The organism is Burkholderia sp. PAMC 28687 (assembly GCF_001577465.1).
GTDB lineage: Bacteria > Pseudomonadota > Gammaproteobacteria > Burkholderiales > Burkholderiaceae > Caballeronia.
This window is the reverse complement of sequence record NZ_CP014505.1, coordinates 1,991,271-2,011,487: the sequence shown is the minus strand read 5'-3', so window position 1 is coordinate 2,011,487 and position 20,217 is coordinate 1,991,271. Positions and strand designations below refer to the sequence as shown.

Annotated in this window: 30 protein-coding genes; all 30 read right to left on the bottom strand. The window is 59.8% G+C overall.

Going from position 1 to position 20,217, the window contains the following annotated elements:
* Position 1 precedes the first annotated feature (1 nt).
* Positions 2 to 682: a hypothetical protein gene (locus AX768_RS09220; RefSeq protein WP_155524215.1), complete on the bottom strand. Its 681-nt coding sequence runs from the start codon at positions 680 to 682 to the stop codon at positions 2 to 4.
* A 59-nt stretch (positions 683 to 741) separates the two neighbouring features.
* Complete coding sequence (locus AX768_RS09215) at positions 742 to 2,604, bottom strand: phage tail tip lysozyme (protein WP_155524214.1); 1,863 nt, start codon at positions 2,602 to 2,604, stop codon at positions 742 to 744.
* Positions 2,605 to 2,773: 169 nt separating this feature from the next.
* Complete coding sequence (locus AX768_RS09205) at positions 2,774 to 3,223, bottom strand: hypothetical protein (RefSeq protein ID WP_061999701.1); 450 nt, start codon at positions 3,221 to 3,223, stop codon at positions 2,774 to 2,776.
* A gap of 1 nt (position 3,224) precedes the next feature.
* On the bottom strand, positions 3,225 to 3,653 hold the full coding sequence (locus AX768_RS09200) for a phage tail fiber protein (RefSeq protein WP_061999700.1): 429 nt from the start codon (positions 3,651 to 3,653) through the stop codon (positions 3,225 to 3,227).
* A gap of 12 nt (positions 3,654 to 3,665) precedes the next feature.
* Entirely contained in the window at positions 3,666 to 5,156 is a 1,491-nt protein-coding gene (locus tag AX768_RS09195) for a DUF3383 domain-containing protein (protein WP_061999699.1), read from the bottom strand.
* Between the two features lie 304 nt (positions 5,157 to 5,460).
* Complete coding sequence (locus AX768_RS09185; protein WP_155524213.1) at positions 5,461 to 6,000, bottom strand: phage neck terminator protein; 540 nt, start codon at positions 5,998 to 6,000, stop codon at positions 5,461 to 5,463.
* Complete coding sequence (locus AX768_RS09180) at positions 5,997 to 6,401, bottom strand: hypothetical protein (protein WP_061999696.1); 405 nt, start codon at positions 6,399 to 6,401, stop codon at positions 5,997 to 5,999. Before AX768_RS09180 ends, AX768_RS09185 begins: the two co-directional genes overlap by 4 nt.
* Positions 6,398 to 6,880 carry a hypothetical protein gene (locus AX768_RS09175; RefSeq protein WP_061999695.1) on the bottom strand — a complete coding sequence of 161 codons (483 nt, stop codon included), beginning with the start codon at positions 6,878 to 6,880 and terminating at the stop codon, positions 6,398 to 6,400. The genes AX768_RS09180 and AX768_RS09175 overlap by 4 nt, the downstream gene beginning before the upstream one ends.
* Positions 6,867 to 7,289, bottom strand: a complete 423-nt coding sequence (locus tag AX768_RS09170; protein ID WP_061999694.1) for a DUF4054 domain-containing protein — start codon at positions 7,287 to 7,289, stop codon at positions 6,867 to 6,869. The genes AX768_RS09175 and AX768_RS09170 overlap by 14 nt, the downstream gene beginning before the upstream one ends.
* Positions 7,289 to 7,720 carry a hypothetical protein gene (locus AX768_RS09165; RefSeq protein ID WP_061999693.1) on the bottom strand — a complete coding sequence of 144 codons (432 nt, stop codon included), beginning with the start codon at positions 7,718 to 7,720 and terminating at the stop codon, positions 7,289 to 7,291. The genes AX768_RS09170 and AX768_RS09165 overlap by 1 nt, the downstream gene beginning before the upstream one ends.
* A gap of 1 nt (position 7,721) precedes the next feature.
* Positions 7,722 to 8,732 (bottom strand): hypothetical protein, encoded by a 1,011-nt coding sequence (locus tag AX768_RS09160; protein WP_061999692.1) that lies wholly within the window; start codon positions 8,730 to 8,732, stop codon positions 7,722 to 7,724.
* The gene (locus tag AX768_RS09155; protein WP_061999691.1) at positions 8,729 to 9,202 is read right to left on the bottom strand and encodes a structural cement protein Gp24; all 474 of its coding nucleotides are present in this window, start codon (positions 9,200 to 9,202) and stop codon (positions 8,729 to 8,731) included. Before AX768_RS09155 ends, AX768_RS09160 begins: the two co-directional genes overlap by 4 nt.
* 9 nt (positions 9,203 to 9,211) lie before the next feature.
* The gene (locus tag AX768_RS09150; RefSeq protein WP_061999690.1) at positions 9,212 to 10,420 is read right to left on the bottom strand and encodes a DUF2213 domain-containing protein; all 1,209 of its coding nucleotides are present in this window, start codon (positions 10,418 to 10,420) and stop codon (positions 9,212 to 9,214) included.
* Entirely contained in the window at positions 10,407 to 11,213 is an 807-nt protein-coding gene (locus AX768_RS09145; RefSeq protein WP_082778790.1) for a phage head morphogenesis protein, read from the bottom strand. Before AX768_RS09145 ends, AX768_RS09150 begins: the two co-directional genes overlap by 14 nt.
* The gene (locus AX768_RS09140) at positions 11,213 to 12,805 is read right to left on the bottom strand and encodes a phage portal protein (protein ID WP_061999689.1); all 1,593 of its coding nucleotides are present in this window, start codon (positions 12,803 to 12,805) and stop codon (positions 11,213 to 11,215) included. The genes AX768_RS09145 and AX768_RS09140 overlap by 1 nt, the downstream gene beginning before the upstream one ends.
* An 18-nt stretch (positions 12,806 to 12,823) precedes the next feature.
* Positions 12,824 to 13,657: a hypothetical protein gene (locus AX768_RS09135; RefSeq protein ID WP_061999688.1), complete on the bottom strand. Its 834-nt coding sequence runs from the start codon at positions 13,655 to 13,657 to the stop codon at positions 12,824 to 12,826.
* A 45-nt stretch (positions 13,658 to 13,702) separates the two neighbouring features.
* On the bottom strand, positions 13,703 to 15,172 hold the full coding sequence (locus tag AX768_RS09130) for a PBSX family phage terminase large subunit (RefSeq protein WP_061999687.1): 1,470 nt from the start codon (positions 15,170 to 15,172) through the stop codon (positions 13,703 to 13,705).
* Positions 15,169 to 15,426 (bottom strand): hypothetical protein, encoded by a 258-nt coding sequence (locus AX768_RS33660; protein WP_231941251.1) that lies wholly within the window; start codon positions 15,424 to 15,426, stop codon positions 15,169 to 15,171. The genes AX768_RS09130 and AX768_RS33660 overlap by 4 nt, the downstream gene beginning before the upstream one ends.
* Before the next feature lie 252 nt (positions 15,427 to 15,678).
* A complete protein-coding gene (locus AX768_RS09120; protein WP_061999685.1) occupies positions 15,679 to 15,927 on the bottom strand; it encodes a hypothetical protein in 249 nt (82 codons plus the stop codon).
* Between the two features lie 110 nt (positions 15,928 to 16,037).
* Complete coding sequence (locus AX768_RS09115; RefSeq protein ID WP_061999684.1) at positions 16,038 to 16,229, bottom strand: hypothetical protein; 192 nt, start codon at positions 16,227 to 16,229, stop codon at positions 16,038 to 16,040.
* A 29-nt stretch (positions 16,230 to 16,258) separates the two neighbouring features.
* Positions 16,259 to 16,459 carry a hypothetical protein gene (locus AX768_RS09110; protein ID WP_061999683.1) on the bottom strand — a complete coding sequence of 67 codons (201 nt, stop codon included), beginning with the start codon at positions 16,457 to 16,459 and terminating at the stop codon, positions 16,259 to 16,261.
* Between the two features lie 36 nt (positions 16,460 to 16,495).
* Complete coding sequence (locus AX768_RS32705; RefSeq protein ID WP_155524211.1) at positions 16,496 to 16,654, bottom strand: hypothetical protein; 159 nt, start codon at positions 16,652 to 16,654, stop codon at positions 16,496 to 16,498.
* Positions 16,639 to 16,836 carry a hypothetical protein gene (locus AX768_RS09105; protein WP_061999682.1) on the bottom strand — a complete coding sequence of 66 codons (198 nt, stop codon included), beginning with the start codon at positions 16,834 to 16,836 and terminating at the stop codon, positions 16,639 to 16,641. The genes AX768_RS32705 and AX768_RS09105 overlap by 16 nt, the downstream gene beginning before the upstream one ends.
* Positions 16,837 to 16,843: 7 nt before the next feature.
* Positions 16,844 to 17,329, bottom strand: a complete 486-nt coding sequence (locus AX768_RS09100; RefSeq protein ID WP_082778789.1) for a RusA family crossover junction endodeoxyribonuclease — start codon at positions 17,327 to 17,329, stop codon at positions 16,844 to 16,846.
* A complete protein-coding gene (locus AX768_RS09095) occupies positions 17,323 to 17,685 on the bottom strand; it encodes a hypothetical protein (RefSeq protein WP_061999681.1) in 363 nt (120 codons plus the stop codon). Before AX768_RS09095 ends, AX768_RS09100 begins: the two co-directional genes overlap by 7 nt.
* Complete coding sequence (locus AX768_RS09090; protein ID WP_061999680.1) at positions 17,682 to 17,942, bottom strand: hypothetical protein; 261 nt, start codon at positions 17,940 to 17,942, stop codon at positions 17,682 to 17,684. Before AX768_RS09090 ends, AX768_RS09095 begins: the two co-directional genes overlap by 4 nt.
* The gene (locus AX768_RS09085; RefSeq protein WP_155524210.1) at positions 17,939 to 18,232 is read right to left on the bottom strand and encodes a hypothetical protein; all 294 of its coding nucleotides are present in this window, start codon (positions 18,230 to 18,232) and stop codon (positions 17,939 to 17,941) included. Before AX768_RS09085 ends, AX768_RS09090 begins: the two co-directional genes overlap by 4 nt.
* Positions 18,229 to 18,567, bottom strand: coding sequence for a hypothetical protein (locus tag AX768_RS09080; protein WP_155524209.1), 339 nt, complete (start codon positions 18,565 to 18,567; stop codon positions 18,229 to 18,231). The genes AX768_RS09085 and AX768_RS09080 overlap by 4 nt, the downstream gene beginning before the upstream one ends.
* Entirely contained in the window at positions 18,557 to 19,303 is a 747-nt protein-coding gene (locus AX768_RS09075; RefSeq protein ID WP_061999677.1) for a hypothetical protein, read from the bottom strand. The genes AX768_RS09080 and AX768_RS09075 overlap by 11 nt, the downstream gene beginning before the upstream one ends.
* Before the next feature lie 3 nt (positions 19,304 to 19,306).
* On the bottom strand, positions 19,307 to 20,209 hold the full coding sequence (locus AX768_RS09070; RefSeq protein ID WP_155524208.1) for a hypothetical protein: 903 nt from the start codon (positions 20,207 to 20,209) through the stop codon (positions 19,307 to 19,309).
* Positions 20,210 to 20,217: the final 8 nt, after the last annotated feature.

Genomic DNA, 20,217 nt, shown 5'->3' with positions numbered 1-20,217 from the left:
TTTACCTAATCGTCGTGCCCGACTGGAGAAGCGCGAAATTTTGAGCAGGGGTCAGCGTCGTTCCCTGGACCTGTCCCAAACTGATCGGATCAGCGGAAGCGGGGTTTTGCACCTGACTGGCGGGAAGCGAACTTGATGACCCGAACGCTACCGGCGCACCCGACCCTGTTGTCGCGCTTTCTCCGGTATTACTGAACTGCGCGGCCGTCGCCTCGCGGATCTGCGAGAGCGCCACCTCGACCGTCAGGAGCGTCGCACCGTTTCTCGTCTCGCGGCGATATCGATAGCCGGCGACGTTCGCCTGAAAGTACGACGCCTCGGGCGTCACGATGCTGTAGAGGTCGGTCGACTTCGATGCCAGTTCAATAGCCTGCAAAAACGCTTGGCGTTTCTCAATCGCGCCGCCGCAATGCAGTCGCACCCGTGCTTCGAAGGGGAGCTGAACCTTGTTGTATGACTGGAAAGCGCCTTGCTCCATTGGTGCATTGGAGATGTGCGAATCGCTGCCGAACTCAAGCGCGCCGACCGAATCGGAAACTGCGATCGGATCGTTGTTCGCATCGAAGATGCCCCAGACCGGCTGGCTCAGACCTAAGGCGAATTGTCCGAGGCCTACCGAGATCAGCGCGGAATTGACCGAGGCGAGGACCGGCGCGCCTACTGTCCGGACAAGCGCCGGCACGCCCGGCACATTAGGCACATTCGGGAACTGCGGCACGGGAAGATTCGGCATCGGCATGATCAACCCAACCCGTTATTTTCTTGGGAGACGGTGAAGTTGAACTTCTTCACTTCCGAACCGAACGCGCTCGCGATGCCTTTGGCGTCGGTCGCCTGCGTGTAGATATTCACTGGACCGTTCACGTGCGTCTCGGTGGAGGAGTGCGAGACCGACGAGTTGTCGGTCATGCTTGGCGCGATCGCGCGCGCACCGATTGGATATTGAGTCGCAGCCCGAGCTGCATATCGGCGGGCGTCGGATGGCACTTCAACGATCTTCGGGTCGACATCGGATTTAGGAACCGCGACGATCTTTGGATCGATCACGGATTTACCTTCCGTGTCTTTCAAAAGCTGCGCGGCATACGCCTGGCGCTGCGGGATCATCGCCTCGGATTTGCCCGGGATCTCGTACTCGTTCGAGTGAATAGCCGCGGCCTCGGCGAAGGTCTTGGCCGCTTTGATGTGATCGCCCGCGCGTTTGTAGATGCCGTGCGTGAGTTCGTACTGCATGAAGCCGAGCTGCTCGTCGAACGTCGATCCCTTCAGGTCGTGGCCGGACCAAGCCTTGAACGCTTTGACTCGGTCGCCCAGCCATTGACCGATCCCAAAAGCACCCGATGTCTTGTTCTCGGCGTTCGGGTCGACGTTGCTTTCCTGCGTGACGCTGCCAACGATGCCGGCCGCCTGTTCCCGCGTCCATCCCTGAGATTGGAAGTAGGCGAGCGCTGCCTTCGCGCGCTTCTGGCCGTCGCCATCGGTCTTCGAGTGGACCCAAGCCGTTGCAGACGAAACCTTATCGTCTATCCAGCTCGTGGTCTTCTCGGCGGGCGTCGGTCCCTTGGCGGCTTTTGGATCTCCGAGCTTCGCCTCCCAATCAATCGGGTCGAGGCCAGCAAGTCGAAGGAAGACGCCCATAATGTTGCCGATCACAGTAAAGATCCGCTCAGCGACCGGCGCAATACGCTCAAAGTCTTTGATAACGCTGTCTACCCAGGCCTTGACAAGAGGCGCGTTCTTCTGAATTTTTTTAACAGTATCGTCGACCCACTTAACGATGTCTTCCTTATGATCAACGATCCAATCGGCAAGCTTTTCTAACCAAGCAACGAGTTGCTTTATCTCCGGCATAAGTGCCGTGAGCAGAGTAACGCCCGTTACCTGTAGCTGATTTTCCAGCGAATCAAAGTTTCTCCTAAGCTCCTCTGCTGGCTTAGATGCGTTTCCTAGTGCAGTCGCGAGTCCGGCTTGAGCACGGCGTGCCGCTTCGATGGCTTCAGGACCTTGCTTCAGGAAATTGAACTCGGCCGGCGTGATGCCCATCTGCGAGGCGACCAGCTGCGCGCGACCGGGATCAGTTTTCGCGAGGTTCGAGATGATCCGTGCGCGGGCGAGCAGGTAGGTGTTGCCGTCCTTCAGATCCGAAGCTTTCCCGCCGTACTGCAAGAATTTGTTGATGCCCTCGGTCACACCCGTCAGCTTGAACTTCGCGACTTCCTTCTGCGAATCGAGCAGCGCCGCGGTGATTCCCTCGGCGGTGCCGCCGGCATTCTTGGCTGCGAGCTGCCACTCGGCGAGATCCTTCGCGCTCATGCCGAGGTTCTCGGACATGCGCCCGAGCGCAGCCGTCGAAAGAATGGTGTGTTCGGTGAAGTTCTTCAGGCCCATGCCGGCAGTGAAGACGGCGAGGAGAGCCAGGGCTTCGTTGCGGATCTTGGTGAAGAAGAGCGCGGCTTGCTGGCCGCGCGCCTCCATCTCTTTGGCGGCGTGCGCGGCCTCGTCGGACGTGGCCTTGATCGACTTCTTGGCGTCGGCCTGACCGCGTTTGTACTGCGCAGGGTCAAGGCCAAGCGTTACAACCAGCGCATCGATCACAGTAGCCACAATCACTTCCTCGGTGGGTTGAGGACCTGCTCGTTGTGACTATCGACGATGATCAGCTCGAGCAGGTCATGCAGGTCTCGCGCCCCGTAGATCGTCTGCATCTCGTGCAGCTTTGCCAGACCACGAGATACGACAGTTCCGACCGTTCGAGGCACATTGGGATAATCAATCAGGCCGGGGTGGAAGCTGCCGCTCCGGAGGCCTCTGATCGGGCGGCGCTCATGAAATGATCGAGGTGCACGCTGAAGACTTCCTTGCGCAGCAGCAGGCGCGTGGCGACCTCTTCGCAGTCATCTTCGATCAACGGACGCACGACGTTGGCGTTCGTCGGGTCAGGCATCACCTGGACGCACTCCATCATCTCGTCGAGCAGCGGCTTGGCCATCGTGTACGGCACGCGCGAGATGGCTTTGATCAGCGTTCCGATGTTCATGGCGGCGAGCCCAGCGAGGCCCGCGCCCGCGACCTCGTCGGGAATGTCCGCGCCCGAATTCATCATCGCGAAGATCAGGCGCGCGGCCCAATCCTCGCTGACCGACGCCGGCATCTCGGTGATGAGAAAACGCTTGCCCTTGTCGCGGCCTGCGGCCGGCACGGTGTAGATGCGCGTGTTTCTCATGTCAGAACGCCGCCGGATCGATGTTGTCCCAGATGATCTGGTATTCCATGGCCGCCAGCGTCTTGTTCGCCGTCGGAATTGAGCGGATCCGGCCAAGCACGCCGTTCGTCAGCGTGTACTTCTTGCCAATCGATGGAATCGCGATCGTGGCATTGGCCGACAGAATGCTCTTGTTCGCCTTCATGGTCGCAAGCCACGTCTCGAAGAGCGTAAGGGAAGGCGAGTCTGGCATGATCGTGAAGGTCTGCGGCGTGTTGTATGGCACGTAGCCCGCGAACATGTTGCCGTCGACGCCCTTGCCATGCTCAGCCGGTTCGATATCGTCGGTCGCAAACATGGCATCGGCGCCGAACTTCACGAGCTTCTGCGGCACCGGGTAAAGGTTCGTGATCGACAACATGACCACGGCGTTGCTTGATGTGATGTCCATGTTCGTTCGCCTTTATTGGACCAGGATGGAAGCCATCTGAAGCACCTGGAGCGACTGACCGTCCATGTACCAGTAGTTGATCGGTGGCGACTGGCGAGCTGCGCGCACCTGCGCGGCAGCCTGAAGCACCTGCAGATACCAGCCGCGCGTCGAAAGAGATACGTCGATGGCGAGTCCTGCCGCCGCATTCACCTCGGCCACTTGAGCCGCCGACAAAGCTACGCCGCCGCGCTGGCCGCCGAAGTTTTGGAAGCGATTGATCGGATCGGTCAGGAACGCTTCGATCAGGGTGTTGCCGTCGGCGTTGTACGGAATGGAGTTGACGGTCGTGAGCCCCGTGACCATCGCGAGCTGGAACTGGTTGTTCAACCAGATCTGGTTCACATAGGAGTCGATCCAGTCGTACTGCCCGGCGACCTGGCCATCGGACAGGAAGAGGAAGTCCTGATTCGCAGTTGCGAAGTCGCCGTAGCAGTTGTAGCCGTTGGCGATCAGGTTCGAATATGTCGTGCCATCGGTGACGTCGGCGGTCAGACCGTCCTGCGAGCGGAACGACGCAGTTGCGCGGCCGTTCGTCGCGCTAAAGTCGAGCGATGCGACGTAGCCCATCAGGAACGCAGCCTTGTTCGCCGGGCCCCAAATCGGTGCCACGCCCGACATCGCGTTGAGACTGGCGACATAGCCGAGCGACGTCGTCGCCGGGACAGTCACGGTGGGACTTGCGTCGGTGTCCCACGCTGCATAGAGATAACGGTTGCCCTGTGCGACAGTCCAGGCGGCGAACGCCATTTTCAGCGTGTTGCCTGCGCCGTTGTCCGGATCGAACGTGGTCATAAACGAGCACCAGTTCGTGGTCGCCTTTACGATCGCTGCCATCGCCGTCGCTGGCGTCGCTGCGATTGCGCCTTGCGAAGTGACCGCGCCAGTTGCTTGGGTCAGCAGCAGGCCAGCGGCGAGCGAGCCAGTGGCAAAGCTCATCGTCGACGTGGCACCGGTCGTGGCGCTGGTGAACGTGAATGCGTTGGACTGGCTGTCAAAGGCAACGACCGGGCCGGAGGTGAACGCCGCGGAGATCAGCGCCGCCGCACTCGAAAAGCTCGTCGCACCGGTGAGCGTGATCGCCGAGGAAGTCTTCACGACGCCGTCGACCGTCAAGGTCAGAATGCCGGTGAGCGCCTGGAGCTGCGCGAGCGTCATGCTGGCGAGTGAGCCGCCGCGCAAATAAGCGCTAACCGGCGCGGTCGGATATTGATAAAACCCGAGTTGACCGGGTTTCTTCGTCGAGTTTTTAAACCCACCGAAATAAACTGCGGCCAATGCAGCTTCATTTGAAGCCGGACCGAAGTAATTTGAAACGGCAAGAGCCGTGGGAAATCGCGGAACAGTTCCGATCGGCGGACGCGTGCTATTCGTCAACATAATGCCGACGAGGTCGAGAGCAGACCCACCAGCGCTAATAACGCTCGGGATTGCGCTCGCAATTAGGGAGGCGGGGATCGACATTGAAGGCTCCGGGCTAAATGTGATTTACTGCGTTATCGGGATTCTAACGGGTTAATCGATCGATGATTATCAAAACATGCAAGGCTTGCCAGAAGCGGAAACCGGCAAGCGATTATTACAGCCATCCAAAAACCGCCGATCTGCTGCGCGCCACGTGCAAGAATTGTTTCAAGCAAGCTCAGCGAGACCGGTATGCAGCGGACCCGCAAAAGGTCTTGGCATCAAATAAAGCCTGGATCGCGCGAAACTACACCTACTACCGTGCTCAGCAAACCGAATCAAAAGCGCGGGCACGCGAAAAGCGTCAAGTCGGATAAGTCGCGTCGACGCTGATTATATTGACGTTCAGCGCATCTGCGAAATCCTGAGGAACGCTTGTTATAGGGTTGTACTGAAGTACGGCCTCAATAGACCAACGCTGCTCAAATTGATTTTCACCGTTAATGAACGTCATTTGCCTTCCGTCATCGCAATATAACGGCTGAATATCAAAATTTGATGCGGCAAACACGTCACACGCATATTGGTCATTAAACAGCGTCGATATCATCGCAGTCGTATCAGCTGAAGCAGGACCGTGAATATCAATCTGGATCGTGATTTTCTTCGACTGCTGATAATTGCGCGTGCCGGGGTTTGTTCCCGGGTCGGTATAGGTGGACGAGTTTGTCGACAACCGGCTCTGATACAGCACAGTCATCGTCAGGAAATCATCGCGCTCGGGCTCGGGCACGCGGTTGTCCTGGCTGCTGATCACCTCGACGCCATCGGGCACGATACCAAGCAAAAAGCCGCGCAAGGCGGCTAGGACGTTGTCTTCGGTGATGCTAATCGTAGTGGTCACGGTGTCGAATCCTTCTGAAGCTGAATGGCAAGCGAGCACCAGGTGGCCCATGTCTCCATCACCTGCACGACAAGCCACGTGGTACCGCGCAGATCCGCGCGCACATCTTCCGTTGTGCCGAAGACAAACAGGTCACCGCCTTGGTCACCCGGGCGGTACGCGCCGCGCCAGTCCCCATCGAGCCGCGCATTGCGCAGCACACCTTGAATGTTCAGGCCGTCGAGGTGCGCTATCTGCGGCGAGGAGAGGGCTTGCACCTGAACCACGACCGGCGTGCTGGTGTAGGTCGGCGTGCGTTTGCCGCTGGCTGATGTCGTGTAGCCGGCGCTTTGCTTAAGCGTCGCGGCGGTGTTTGAATTGATGACGCTGATTGCAGCGTTCGCTATGCCTCGGATATTCATTCTTCGCTCACCGGTCCGTCGACCAGGTCGTAGGCGACCGAGTTCAGCATGTTCTTCGTGTCGCGCAACGGCTGATCGTGGCCTTTCTTGGCGATGGTTGATGCCGCATTGGGCGGCGTCGAGAACGTGCCGATCGTCTGCTTGATGTCGGTCATGGCCGCTTCGCCGGCGAGCTTCAGCGCCTCCTCGAAGTTGCCACCATTGCGCTGCAAGGTGACACCGACGATCTTGGCCCAGCGCTCAGCTTTAGCGGCGGCCGTGGATCTCATGAAAGGGCGAGGAGGCGTGACGATCGTGTGGCCGTCGACCGTGCGCGTCGTGCCGTACTCATTCCAGAAGGCGACCATCGCGGTAGGCATGCCGTCCGGATAGCGCGAGCCTTCGAGGATCCCGGCGCGCATTGTCTTGGTCGCACCGTCGAGGTATCGCGCGAGAGCAGCGTCGAGCTTCGTGCCGCCTACGACTCTAGTAGCGCACATAGCACGGCGCCGGGAAGTAGTGGAACGAGCGGAACGGCAGGATCATTTGCCAGTACATGGCGCCGTACATGGACTGCATCCAGAAGGCTGCGCTCCTGCTGGCAGAGGCTGCGAACCCGATGCTCACAGAGCCTTCGCCGGCGGACGTCATCTGTCCAACGATGGCCGCGCTTGAACCGTCACCACTGCCAGCACGCCCAAAGAGGAACGCAATGTGTGCGGTGATCAGGTAGAGAAGGGTGGTGCGCTTGTCCAGGTCTTGGACGATCGAACAGGGCGTGTTGTCGAGGAACGACTCAGCCATCGTGAAGTACATACCGAGCGTCCCGGTCGGCACCGCCGTGAACGCCGGATACAGCGCGATGAACGCTGCAGGGTCGAACACGACGATGCCAGGGACGTCGCTCATTACACAGCCTTGCGGGTGCCGTCGACAGTCTTGTCTTCCGGATGCGCGTCCGGATCGTATGCCTCGAAGCCCGTCTTTTCCTTCTCGCGCTCGGCAGCGGCCGCTGCTCCGGACTTCTCGTCGCTCTTCGCGAAGATCAGCCCATTCTCGTGCGCAGCTGAGAGGCCGTGATCTTCCACGATCTCTTCCCATGCGGCAGCATCCACGCCGCGCGTCACGCCGAAGCCTGCGACGCTGTCGCGCCCAGCCAAGCCGCTCACTTGCAACGGCGAGCGCTCAAGGCCGTACATGCCAACGAGCTTCACCTTCTTGCCGTTGCGCAGGTCGTACACGATGCCGTGCGGCAGCTTGCAATACACGGTCACCGTACCGCTTGCTTTCTTCGGCGCGGCAACAGCCGGCGCGTTCGGGTTTGGATTGGTTTCGGCCATCTCAGACTCCCAGCATTTGAACGACGAACACGGGGTAATAGATCACTGCGCCCCATGCATGGCCCGATTTCTTCTCGGAGAACGACGACGAGTGGCGCACCACGCCATGAGCACGCATGCGCTCGGCGTAAGCCAGTTCGCCTGTCGGCTGACCTTCGACGTCCTGCGCGATCAGCTGGATCAGGTTGCCGCCTGTGGTTGCGAATTCGGGGATCGTGACGATCTCCATATTCGGCCATGCGAGCTTGATCCGGTCGCTGAGCACCTGACCGTAGCTGTTTTGCTTCGTGAGCTGACCTTCGGAGAGGGGCGGCATGCCCATCTTGAACTTGGTCTTCACGTTGATCAGGCCGTTGCCTTGCGCAATCGCCTGGTTCGTGATTTTCACGAAGTCGGCATAGATCTCGTCGGCGGTCTTCAGCGCCCAGGTCACGCCGCCCACGCCAGTCGTCGGCGTGATGGGAGCAGGCAGCGACGGATCGTTCATCGCGCCATAGTTCTGCAGGCCGGCCACGCCAAACAAGAAGATCAGATTTTCCTTCTTACGCAGGATGAGTGCCGATGCGATCTGTTGGCGCGACGCGTAGTCGATGCGCGCCTTAGCAGCGACCGCCATCTGCTTGTCACCCCATTGCGTGCTCGTCTGGAAGCCGTAGTTCTGGCGATCCGGGAAGTTCGCATTGTGACCGGACATTCCGTTTTCGGAAAAGTCGCCGTACGTCGCCGTTTCACCGACCGACTCGACCGTCATAAACGTCGTTGTGTTCATCGCCCAATCGCCCTTCTGCACGGTGGGGTAGAGCAGCTCGGCGTTCATCGGCGAGACGAGGATCTCGATGATGCGCGGGTCGAAGTAGTTCGTGAGCATCGCGGGGATGCCGTTATTCGGGACGGTGACCATGGGACCGGCAGCGTCCATTGCTGCGACGAGTTTGGTCTTGGCCGGCGCGTCGAGCAACTCCGCACCTCGCGGGAGATGAATCCCGAATTCCCCCAATTGATCGAGTTTCATGCGTAGTTGCTCCAGGTCGAAATCTTGATGACGCTGTTGGCAGCGCCTCCGCGTTCCACGGCGAACGGTGTTTCAATCGCGCCCGTGACGGTTGCGCCTTTCGCGCCGAACTGCAGCGTGCCATCGGCGAGGGTGGCGAAAACCTTTTGGCCAAGCGTCGAAGCATTGGCGGAAGTGGCGAACCACTCACCGCGTTGTGCAACCTGCACGGCCCACCCGGCGGGCAACGTCATGCCGGCTTCCTGCAAGTACGTCAGGATGATGCCGACCTGGTCGCGAATGGCGAAGCCCAGCGGCAGACCGGTTCCGGTATTGAGGACGGTGCTGTCGGCCGACTCCCAGACAAAGCGCGCGACTGCGAGACCGCCGGTGCCGACTTGACGAGCGATCACTGAGATCGGGTTCATCGAAGCGCGGTCGCCCGGCACGCCGATTTCCGGTTGTTGCTGAATAGCTGTTTGGAAAGGCATGACGGATCCTTAGGCTTGGCGGATATTGGCGAGCGCACCGAAGGTCGTGAGCAATTCGCCCGCGTTCTTTTCGTCGTTCGCAACGTAGTGGGGCGTCGCCGACTTTTGCTGAATCAGCACTTCGACGATGCCGGCATAGGCGGGTGCCGCGTGGTCTTCAGGCTTCATGCCAGAAGTCTTCAGCGCGTGCGCGAAGATCGCTTCGGCTGAGTCGAAGGCCATCGCATCGAGCTTGCCAACGAGCGGGGCGACTTTCTCGGCGGCCTTGAAACGACCTTCGATCGAAGCCTTCACACCGTCGGTCGCGGACTTGATCTTCTCGTCCATGGCCGACGCGTTCTTGGCGGCTTCGGCCTTTTTCGCTTCTTCGGCGGTTTTGGCGGTTTCGTCAGCGGCGGCCGTCGACGTGCCTTCCATCTTCTCCATGATCTGCTTGAGCAGAGCCACGATTTCAGCGCTGCCGGCATCGGCGTCGGTCGTGGTGTCGGTGGTTTCACCGAGCGCCTGGACTTCTTCGAGTGCCTGTTCGAGCGCGCTTTCAACGCCTTCAGTGTCGATGCCTTCATCCATCGCCACCTTGAGCTTTGGCATATGCGCTTTAAGCGCTGCCTTTTGCTTGGGATTCAGTTTCACGGTTTTAACCTTTACAGGATGGTGGAGTTTGGAATCGGCAACGAGAACATCAGGCCCGGCGCGACCCTCAACGACTAAAGCGACGTGATTACCTTCAATCTGCGTCATTTTAATATCGTATGGCGTGCCATTATAGGCACCTTTAATCAACACGGGAATATAGCGATATGAGGCGGATAACTGCCTTTGCTCGTCCGTGTCGATTTTATCGATATAATCCGCGTCCCAAAAACCCAGCCCGTTGTCGAGATATTCGCCGTTGAAAGTGGCGGAATTACCGGTGCTCCCGATAATCACCTCTTTTTTTGGGTTCTCGGCGGTGACATGGGTATGGACGGCGAGGATCGGAATGTTGTTGAACGTGTGCGCCGACGCCTCAAGCTCCTCGGGCGGACGGAACACCTGGTAGACCTTGTCCGGATCTAGGCCGAGCTCGTCCCACTTGGGAATCTCGCGCCCGTAATACGGATTTACTCCGGCTTTTGAAATGTGGCTAGATTCGAGAAACAGCCGGCCATCGGTGTCGACTCGGCGCACGCTGCCCTTGTCGAAAGCCAAAACCACTTCGGATTTATTCGGTTTCATCGTCCACGCCCGGGATAATAGGTGCCCCGACGCAGCCGCAATTAATCAACTCGCCGGGGAATACATACTCGCCGTCGATTTTAAGACCTTTATCGAGGTCGAATATCTTTCCATTTGCCAAAACATGCGAATGTCGCGGGTTTTTACCGCCGCCGGTGTGCAACCACCTCGCTTTTGTCACTCCCAATGCCTGTTGCCGGACGCGCGCCATTTGCGCGGTGGCCTTATTGTTTTGGTCGTTCGCGATTAATTTGGCGCGTTTTCGCGTGATGCCGTAGCGGGCTTCGAGGTTGTTCGTCAGGGTCTGGAGGTCGCGCCCAGAGGTGACACTGCGCATAACCATGCCCTCGACCTCGCTGAAGTACTCCGACTGGATCGACTTGATCAGCCCGACGTTTTCGACGATCGAGGCCTGCAAGACGTTGTTCGTGATCAGCGTGTCTTTCATCGAGACGCCGAAACCGGTCAGGGAGACAGCGGCTTGCTTGGTGGCGTTGCTGGCGTGCCGGTCGACCTTGGCAATGAACCACCGCGCGAGATCCGGGGCGTGCTCGGCGAACATCTTCTTCCACTGGGCGGCGCGCTTGGCCAGCTGGTCGGCGAGATCGCGCGCTGGGCTCGAATCCCGAACAATCTCACCTTCACGTGCCGCATAGGTAGCGCGCAGCCAGTAGAGCGTCGAGCGGTGCATCTGGTAGATGAGGTCGTCGAGCTTGCGCTGGTATGCGATGCGCAGCGCAGCACTCGGCAGAGTAGGGCGCGCCTCGCCGCGCGTTTTGGCGGCGCGGCCCATCAGACGTCGCCGGAAGAATCCGTATCCGGATCGGTGGTCGGGTCAGGCGGCGTCGGCAAGTCATCGACGTCGAGCGACTCGTATCCGCTGTCCGGATCAGCCGCGAGACGTGTGCGAACTTCCTCGATGGACACGCCGCCTCGATCAAGATAGATGGCATCAGTATCAGCGTTGCTCTTGCGGTTCTGCGCCTTCTCGGTCTCGCTCAGCTCATGCAGCGGCACAAAGCTGTGTGTCAAATCCGGATCGATCTTGTTGAATTCGGATAGCTGGATGACCTTGACCGCAGTGTCGAGGTTGTCGCCGAACATGCTCGACTGCTGGCTCGACACGTGATCGTACCAATTCGACTCGTCGTATTCGCCCGTGCTGTTGAAGCCTTTGGGCGAGATGCCGAGCAATTTGACGGCCGGCGTGCGAGCGATCGCGGAGAGCAGCTCCAATTGCTGCGAGACGATGTCGCCGAGGCCGGAAAGCGGTGTGTTGACCTGGACGAATTCCTCGCCGTCCATGTCGAGGGTTAGCAGGCCGTCGTTCGTGGCTTGCGCGCTCCAGATGGCAGCGCGGCCCTTGAGTGACTGCGCATCCTCGTACCCGCCGCCGTTGAGCATCTGGCTCATGTCCGTTTTCAGGATCGATGTCGAGAAGCGTTTGACCAGCTTGGCGACCGCGATGCGCACAGTGTCGAATCGGTCGACATAGTCGAGCGCCATCTGCGCCATCGGGATTCCGAAGAAGTTGTATGCGGGCTTGAGTAGAATCGGCGGATCGTTCTGTACGAAGCGCAACAGGCGCGAGGCGTGCACAGTGCGCCCTTGGATCAGCCAGGCGTTCGGCTTGTAATAGCCTGGGTTGAGCGGGTTGTCAGCGTTGTACGGCGCCGGGTAGCAGTTGATCGGCTCGATGAGCCGGAAACCTTTGAACGAACCTTTCGGGATCTTGGCAGAGTCAAGCGTCAACGGCGTCGCGACTTCGGCCCTACCTTCGGGTGTGTTCGTGTCGTCGCCCATGTCCATGAACAACATCGCGCCGCCCATGTAACCGGTCGTGCAGGCGGCGGCATTGAAATATTCTTTCGTCTTGAATTTCTTCGTTGCGGCGTCGAGGTCTTGGACGCGCTTCGTGTCGCTTGCCTCGGATCCCTTGCCGCTGAACTCAATCCACTTGCGCGTCATCTCGTCGGCGAGGGTCTGCACGATCGCGCGAATCAGCGGGTGTTGAGCAACGAGGGAGAGGGCAGCGTAGCCCAAGAAATCGACGCCAGCGAGATTGTTGAACCCGCTGTGCATGCCGACGATGTTTGCCATGTTGTCGCACATGGAGTCCATCGCCAAGACTTGCGTTTTGTGATCTTTCGGGATGGTGCCGGGCGCGACTTCAGGCGGTTTGAACTTCTTAGCCCAATCGACGGCGCCGCCCGGGTCGCCAAATGCCGAAAGCGCCAAAGGATTGATCTTCAGGCCTTTACGTGTCGGCCCTTCGAGTGACGGCCAATGAGGCTCAACGCGAGGCGTTTGCTCGAGCGTGACCTGAGAAGGGGCGACCGGGAGAAGCGGCGCGCCGCTGAGAAGAGAGCGGATACGTGTCAGCATGGCGCGCCGTCAGGTGGATTACGAAGCGTCGCCGGCTTGATAGTCGCCGGTTGACGAGGCTTGTGCAGACGCCTTCGAGTGCAGATGCAGCAACACGCCGATCGCCTGCATTTCTTCCTTCAGCTTCTCGACCGTGTCTTCCTCGAACGAGTGCAGCGCGGCGAGAATGCCTGCGAAGCGATCCTTTGCCTCGGTGTGAGCGCCGGCATCGATCACCACCTTGCCGGTGTTGTCGTCGACAGGTGCGGCGGTCGGATCTGCTGCCGGCACTTCAGCGAGCGTCGGCACACCAGGTGCGGCAGGCGTCGGCAGCGAAGCCGCCGCGGTCAGTTCGCCCGTGGTCGGTGCGTCGACCACTTGCGGAGCCGGTTCAAACGTAGCGCCAGGCACCGGCGGAACGATATCGGTGCTTTGGTCCGCTGCGGCGGTGTCGGAGAGCGAGGCAGACGTCGCAGACGATGTCGTGTCGCTTTCGGGGTTGCTTGCCACAGACGAGACACCGGCGTTTGGGTCAGCGGCCACGCCACCGACATCAGCGTCCGTAACCGAGGAAGTCGCAGACGCAGCCGGGTCCGATGCAGCCGGGGCATCGTTTCCCGCGTCGATCAACGGCTGGGCGCTTGAATCCACCGTCGCGCCTTCGGCGAGCAGATTCGGCACGTCAGCAGCGGCGATCGCGATCACGTCGCTTTGCGCATCGCGGGTCGATACGTCGGCGAACACCACCTTCGTGGTTTCGTTGTAGAACAGGCATTGGCCCGGTTGCGCGGCGGCCGCGTCAGCATCGGACATATGCAGGGGAAGGGCGGCAAAGAGCAACGCCGAGATAATCGAACGACGCAAATTAAACATTTTGATTCACTCCGGTGAGGGTTATTAATCCCGAGAATGCCGATTTTAAGCGGCCTGCATTGTCTGTAATGCTTCGGCGGAAATGATAATACCCTGTCCGCGACCGCGTATATAGCCATCGAGCGAATAGCGAATGCCGTCGATATGGTGATTATGCTTGTCGACGATTATCGGGAGAATGTCGCCAGTTTGTTTATCGACCTTGTAGGAATAAAGCGATAACTCGGCAATGGTGTGAACGCAGCGGGGGTGAACGACTATTTCATCGAAGCCGAGCAGCACCGCAATGCCGTCCTCAACGGATCCGCCCCATTTCTTCGCCGCGTCGATGTTGAAGCCCTGACGCGCGACCTGGCTGATCGTCTCGGGCCGTGCGCCGTCGGCCTTGATCTTCCATTTTCGAGCGCCGGGAATGCCCGGGTACTTCAGGGTGTCGGCCGCTTCCCATTCCTTGAGCTGCTCGCGCTTCGCGCCTTCCTTGCCGGAAAACAGCTTCCAGATGTCGGTTGATTCGGTGCGCACGCCGTGGGCTTCGTAGTCGATGAATAGGGTGTTGCCCTTGACCCAGCATCGGTTGAGCGTGGTCGGGTCCTGCGCGAAGCCCCAGTCCGCGCCAAAGAAGAAGCGCACGCCCGCCGGCGTCTCGAATGCCTCTTCGCGCCACTTGCCAGCGAAGATTACTTCCTCGCTGCGCTTGTTGAACTTCCCGAGCCAGATCCAGTTGTAGCGGTCCTTGTTCGTGCGCTCCATCTTCGCGCGCTCGAGTTCCAGCTCTTCGGTGAACCATGGATTGTCCGTGTAGTTCGCGCGGATGATCAGGGTGTCATCGTCCTCGTAGCAGCCGTCAGCGTCGAGCAAAGCCTCGTATGGGCCGATCAGGTCGACCCACGTCGGATCTGTCTCTTTGTTCGGGTTGAAGGTGACCCAAATCTCCGAACCCGCTTCGCGGATTGTCGGCATCAGGATTTCCCACGAGTCGCGGGAGACGCCGTCGGCTTCGTCGACCCATGCCTTCGTCGCCTTCGTGAAGCCTTTGATGCCGCGCTGATTGCGGTAGAGGCCTCGGAACGAGAAGCTGCTGCGTGTGGCCGGCACCCGGATATTCTTTTTCCCGGTCACGAACGAGTCGCCAAGGTCGCGCCGCTCGATCTCCTCGGCGAGCTCCTGATAACTCGATTCCTCAATGGACGCCTGGATCTCGCGAAGGCAGAGCACGCGCTCCCGGCGGGCAGATGCTTGGGCCGTCATGATCGACACGACGGTTCGCGTCTTGGCTGAGCCGCGCCCGCCGTAGATGATTTTCAGCCGCTTGTGGGGAATCAGCCGTTCGAGCTTGGCCGGAATGAACACCGTCGGCTCGGCGTCCGTCGGATTGCCGTCGACGTCCACGCACCGAATGACCTCGCGCTGCATGTCGCAAATGCCGAATACGGCCGGCTTTGCCTTCGTCGCGATGCCCTTGAAATAGCTTTCGACCCGGGCGATCGCGGCGTGCGAGATCCTGCGGCGGCTCATTTTCCTTCCGCGAGTTGCTTCTCGATCGCGGCGAGCCGGTCAGCCAGTTCGCTGATTTCCAGCACATCGAGCTTTGCGCGGATCATGTTCACCAGCATTTGCCCTACGTCAGCGGGCACCTTGCCTTCAGATACGGCCTTCATGATCGCGTCGACCTGCTCCACGGGACTGCCGCTTTCGGGGAAGTCGAAGCGCACATCAGGTGCGACGGGCTTGGACACCGGCGCCACGCGCATCAGCAGCTCTTTCATCATCACGACGTCGTTATTCGTGATCGCGCGCTTTGAAACCTCCCGATAAAACAAATCCTCGGTGAGTTTCGTTTCTTTTTTAATCGCGTCAAGGATTTTAGTGCGCGTGTCTTTTCCCCGACGCTTCGTAGGTTGCCGGTCTTTTGAAAATTGGGTGGCTGGATTACCGCTGGCTGGCATTGTCCGTTCTCAATCCCGATAAATCGGGTCTAGGTCGATTAATCATAATCCGGATTATCTCCGGTCCTGAAGCTTTCAGTTCGACGTGGCTGTCGATAATCCGAAGAGGTCGAAAAAATCCTCGACTTCGAGCTGAAGGCAGGCGAGGGCGTCGGCAGTCATCGCATCGGGCATCTTGACGGCGGCCAGCTGCGCGGAGAGCGCGGCATGGACGCCCATGTAAAAGCAAACCTGCGCGTCGACCTTGGCCACCGGCGACACACCGATCAGGAGGGTGGAGCGCTCGACGACAGCCCAGGCAGATGCGAGTGACGATGATTCCATGTTGCGACCTCGTGTAGCAGGTGGAAAAGCGGAAGTGCCCGTACGCGAGGCCAGCGGCCGAGTACCCATCGGCGTAGGTTGCCGCTAACGGTCGGCAGGTCGGACAACGCTCAGCTGTACGTGCCGCCGACTTCCTCGATCACGATGTCGCCGTGGGCGTGGCAAGCGACGGTCGTTTCTTCGCCGGCCTGCAGCAGCGCAGCGCGGCCGGTCTTCTGGCCGGTTGCCTTGTCGACGTAGTGGATCTCGACGTGTGCATCCTGGTGGACGTGCTCGACTTTGATTCGGACCGTGGTGGTCATGTGCTTCTCCTTGGGGTTGGTGCTGCGGTTTAAACGTTGAACATCGCGCGTTCTTCTGCTGCGTAGAAACGCTTGCTCGACTGGCACAAAGTGGGCGACGAACGTTTGTGTCCGATGCTCAGGTCGATCGCCGCCACGGGTTCATTGAGAAATTCTGATTCCCACAGACGCTTCGCGCGCTCCTGTTCTTTCGCGCCAAGGTGTGGCTTGTACTTGTTGCGGCTTCGCATGTCTGTTTTCTCCGATTTGATTGAGGGTGCAACGGGTTACTTTTCGACCTTGACGCGCACGCCCTTCATGGCGCGGTAGGCGACTTTGTCGGGATCGATGCGAACGCCGGGGATGCGCGAGGCGATCGACACGGCTTTGAGGTAGGGCATGAGCCACCAGGCGAGGGTCATGCGGACGGTTACGTTGACTCGCATGATTTCTCCTTAACCTTGATGCCCTTCGACGCCATCCGCATGACTTTTTTAGAGTCGTAGTCAAAGCCGGTAATCTGGGAGAAGTACCAGACCGATTGCAGGTATGGCGTCACCCACCATGCGACCGACTCGGCGTAAGTCAAAACGATTGTCATCGGTCCGATCTCGATTTTCGGTGCCATGGCGGACTCAGACGTCCAGTGGATCAAAGACGCGCAACGGCGCGGGTTCGGGAAGGTCGAGCGCGGTCTGTCGAATCGGGCGCTTGATCGGCTTGATGGAAACCACGACGCGCGCTTCGCCGTCCGGCTCGCACCGTTGTGCGCTATCCGACCAGACCCACTTGTCGTCGATGATTGCCACGCCAGTGAACGAGTCGTAGAGCACCTTGCGTGCGTTATCGAGGTCGATGGACTGGACGGTGTCGTCCCAAAACTCGCCGTGCTTGCGCATCCGCGCTTGCCAGTCCTGCGGCCGCTTCGGGTACAGGTCAATGTGAATGTGCACGCGGCCCGGGCAGGGCGTACGCACGCCGGCGGCGCGCAACAACCAGCCCACCTCGGTCTTGTAGGCTTTCGCTTCCTTCGTCGGCGCCGTCATCGTGCGACCGTTCAGCGGGAACGAGCGCCAGTAGCGATTTGCCGAGATCGGGTAGGGGAGCGTGACGACTAGCACGGCTTCGTCTCCTCGTTAAGGGACACGACCACACCAAGGCTGAGCGAACTGCCGCTTACGGGAGACCAGTCGCAACGCGGAAACTTCAACCGTGAAGCGATCGCACGCAGCACGTCCATCTCGTGGTCCGCCATCGGCATGGCCGGCGACATCACGATGCTGTTGCCCTTGACCATCACGTGCGGCTCACGGGCATAGGCCGAGGCGAACAGCATGGCGTCGACGATCGTGGCCTGGATCACGGCAGTGAACTGAGCGGTTGATCCGGGCAGGCGAGCGCGATCGATGCTCGCAATGCGGCGCGCCATGTCGAGCGCGTAGTCATCGAAGTCGACAGGGATAGCGGGCTTGTTCATGCGGCCTCCGCTGCAGTCGTGGGCATGGCAATCAGCCAGACGCGAATGCCACCGGGCACCGTGCGCGTCGTGAACTTGACGCCGTGCTTCTTGGCGTACATCGCAACGCTGCTGGTCGCGCGTCCCTTCGCCTTCTTGTCCTTGCACGGGATGAATATCGAATCGCCGATCTCCATTTTTTCGAACGGGATTGCGCTCGAGCGAGGGCGCATCTGCGGTGGAATCGGAACGTTCTTTTCGACCTTGATTGCGGTCATAGCCAGGCCTTTGCGGTGATGCCGAGCGCGAGCTCAAGCGGGTTGAGGGTTTCGGTTTCGATGACCTTGTCGACGGACGGGCCGGCGATCGGACGCAGGTAGTGGTCTTCGATGCCGAATAGTTCGAGGTGCAAGAAGCCCCATTGCAGCTGCATCGCGCGCTCCAAGCGCCACACGTCCGGTTTCGAAAGATGCGTCACGCGAACCACACGGCCGAGCGCAAGGCTCAAAGGCGGGGGCAGTTGCGCAACGCCCACCACGTAGCAAAGGTCTCCGGGTTTGCAGTTCATGCGTCTGTCTCCGCGTAGGGCGTGGCGGCGTGCGTCGGGCCCGTGACGGGCGCCGTGGGAATGGTTTGCTGTTGGCCAATCTCGGCGGTCAGGATCACGAGCTGGTCCTCGGCGTGTTTCACGCCATGGCCGTCACCGGTGCGACGTGCGAGCAGCGCCGCGTCGACCAGGTTGCGATGACGGTGGATCTCGGCCGTGATCGCGTCGTTCGTCGAGCCAGACGCGCGGAAGTGGCAGCAGCACAGCCACTTGCCGGCAACACCGAACGATCCGGCAAGCGGGCAACCGTAGGCCGCGCACATGCCCCAGACGGTGCCGTCGGGATTAGCTGCCATGGTTCGCCTCGTACTCGGCAACGCGCCGCGCGGTCTCGGCCTTTGCTGCGATGAGCGCTTCCTGATCCTCACGTGCGCGCTGCGCTTTGGCGGCGAGTGCGCGGGCTTTTGATTCTTCAATCCCCGACACCAGCCGCTTGAGCCGCGAGAGATTTGCCTCGACATCGACGCAAGCAGGACCGTCGCTTTCGCTTGCCAGCAAAGGCACGACGGCCACCGCATGCGCAATTTGCAATCGCCCTTCGCGTACTGCCTGCCGCACAACCTCTTCCCGGCGCGCAGCATCGAAACCTTGAGAAATGACCCATTTCGCTGGCAGGTTCGCCACCCGGTTTCGTTCGCAAATGCGCGTGTATGCATCGCGAAAAGCCATTCGTGCGCCGATTTCGTCACCGTCAATCACGGATTTCGAGACTTCGAACGCTTCTGCAATTTCCTCGGTCCACACGACCGTGTCCCGTTCGTCACGTGAGCGCAGTGCGATTGCCCATGCTTCGTCGGTACCCGGTCGACCGTCGCTTTCGCGTGGCAGGTGCCGGAGGATTGCCGCAGGCGTGGGTGCAAATTCGCTCACGTCGAGGTGCTTCGAGAACGCTGACGCAATCGCTTCGATCGGAAACGGCTCGAGCTTTGCCCACCACACATCCAGAATTTCAGGCTCGGGCACAGGCTGACGCAGCGTGCGGAACGTGCGCGATAGCACAGCGAGGAAAGCGGCTTTATCGTTCGGGGTCATGGCTCAGTGCTCCATGTCGATGACGTTGGGATCGGTCGTTTCACCGGCGAGCCATGCGGCAGCGTTGGCGTCGCTGATGGCGCGGCGCTGTTGATCAGGGTTAAGCCGTTCGGGTTTGCTCATCGATGCGAGAACGCGATCGGCGTATGCCGGGAGAAACGCGATCGTGTCAGTGGCTTCGTCGTGAGCCTTGGCGATGGCGGCGTCCATCTGCGCTGTGGTGATGCCTGCTTTCGCCCACTTCGCGAAAAGGGGCCACGCTTTCTTCCGATCGTGGAGGCTGGTCGCATCGAGCTCGACGCCGTGCTGTTCGCGGAAATACCGCTGCCAGTCGCCTTCGTTTTTCGGGGTGAAATCATCACTCGCGCTGCGCGCGGGTTTACCTGTAGCGATGACAGGAACGATGGTTTTGTCTTTATCGACTCCCTTCGACTCGACTCGACTCGACTCCGGGGGTGAGGCCTCGACTAGTCCTCGGCTACCATTCGACGAGTCCTCGCCGACACCTACGCGAGAGGTTGTCGAATTTTGGGTATTTATGCGGGTTACACGGCGTTTTGCCGCACCGTCAGGAACGGACCCATCAGGACGGGGATGCTGAAACGTCGGCTTGTCGATTTTCTGGTGGTGCCAGCCCGTGACAATCCAGAACGATTCGTCGCCAATGGTGTACTCCTCGACGAGTCCGACATTTATGCATTCGTCGACTAGTCGTCGAACGTCAGCAGCAGTCAAATCGTCAGCCGGGAACACCTCGGCTTTGAGGCGTTTGGGGCTTGCCGGATGGATCCCCGCGTCATCGCAAAAATTCCACATGCCGATGAAGCAGTTGCGCGCATCGCGCGACAGCTCCATGACCTGTTCGGACGTCCAAAACTCGGGTTTGATACTGCGAATTCTTGCCATTTCAACCC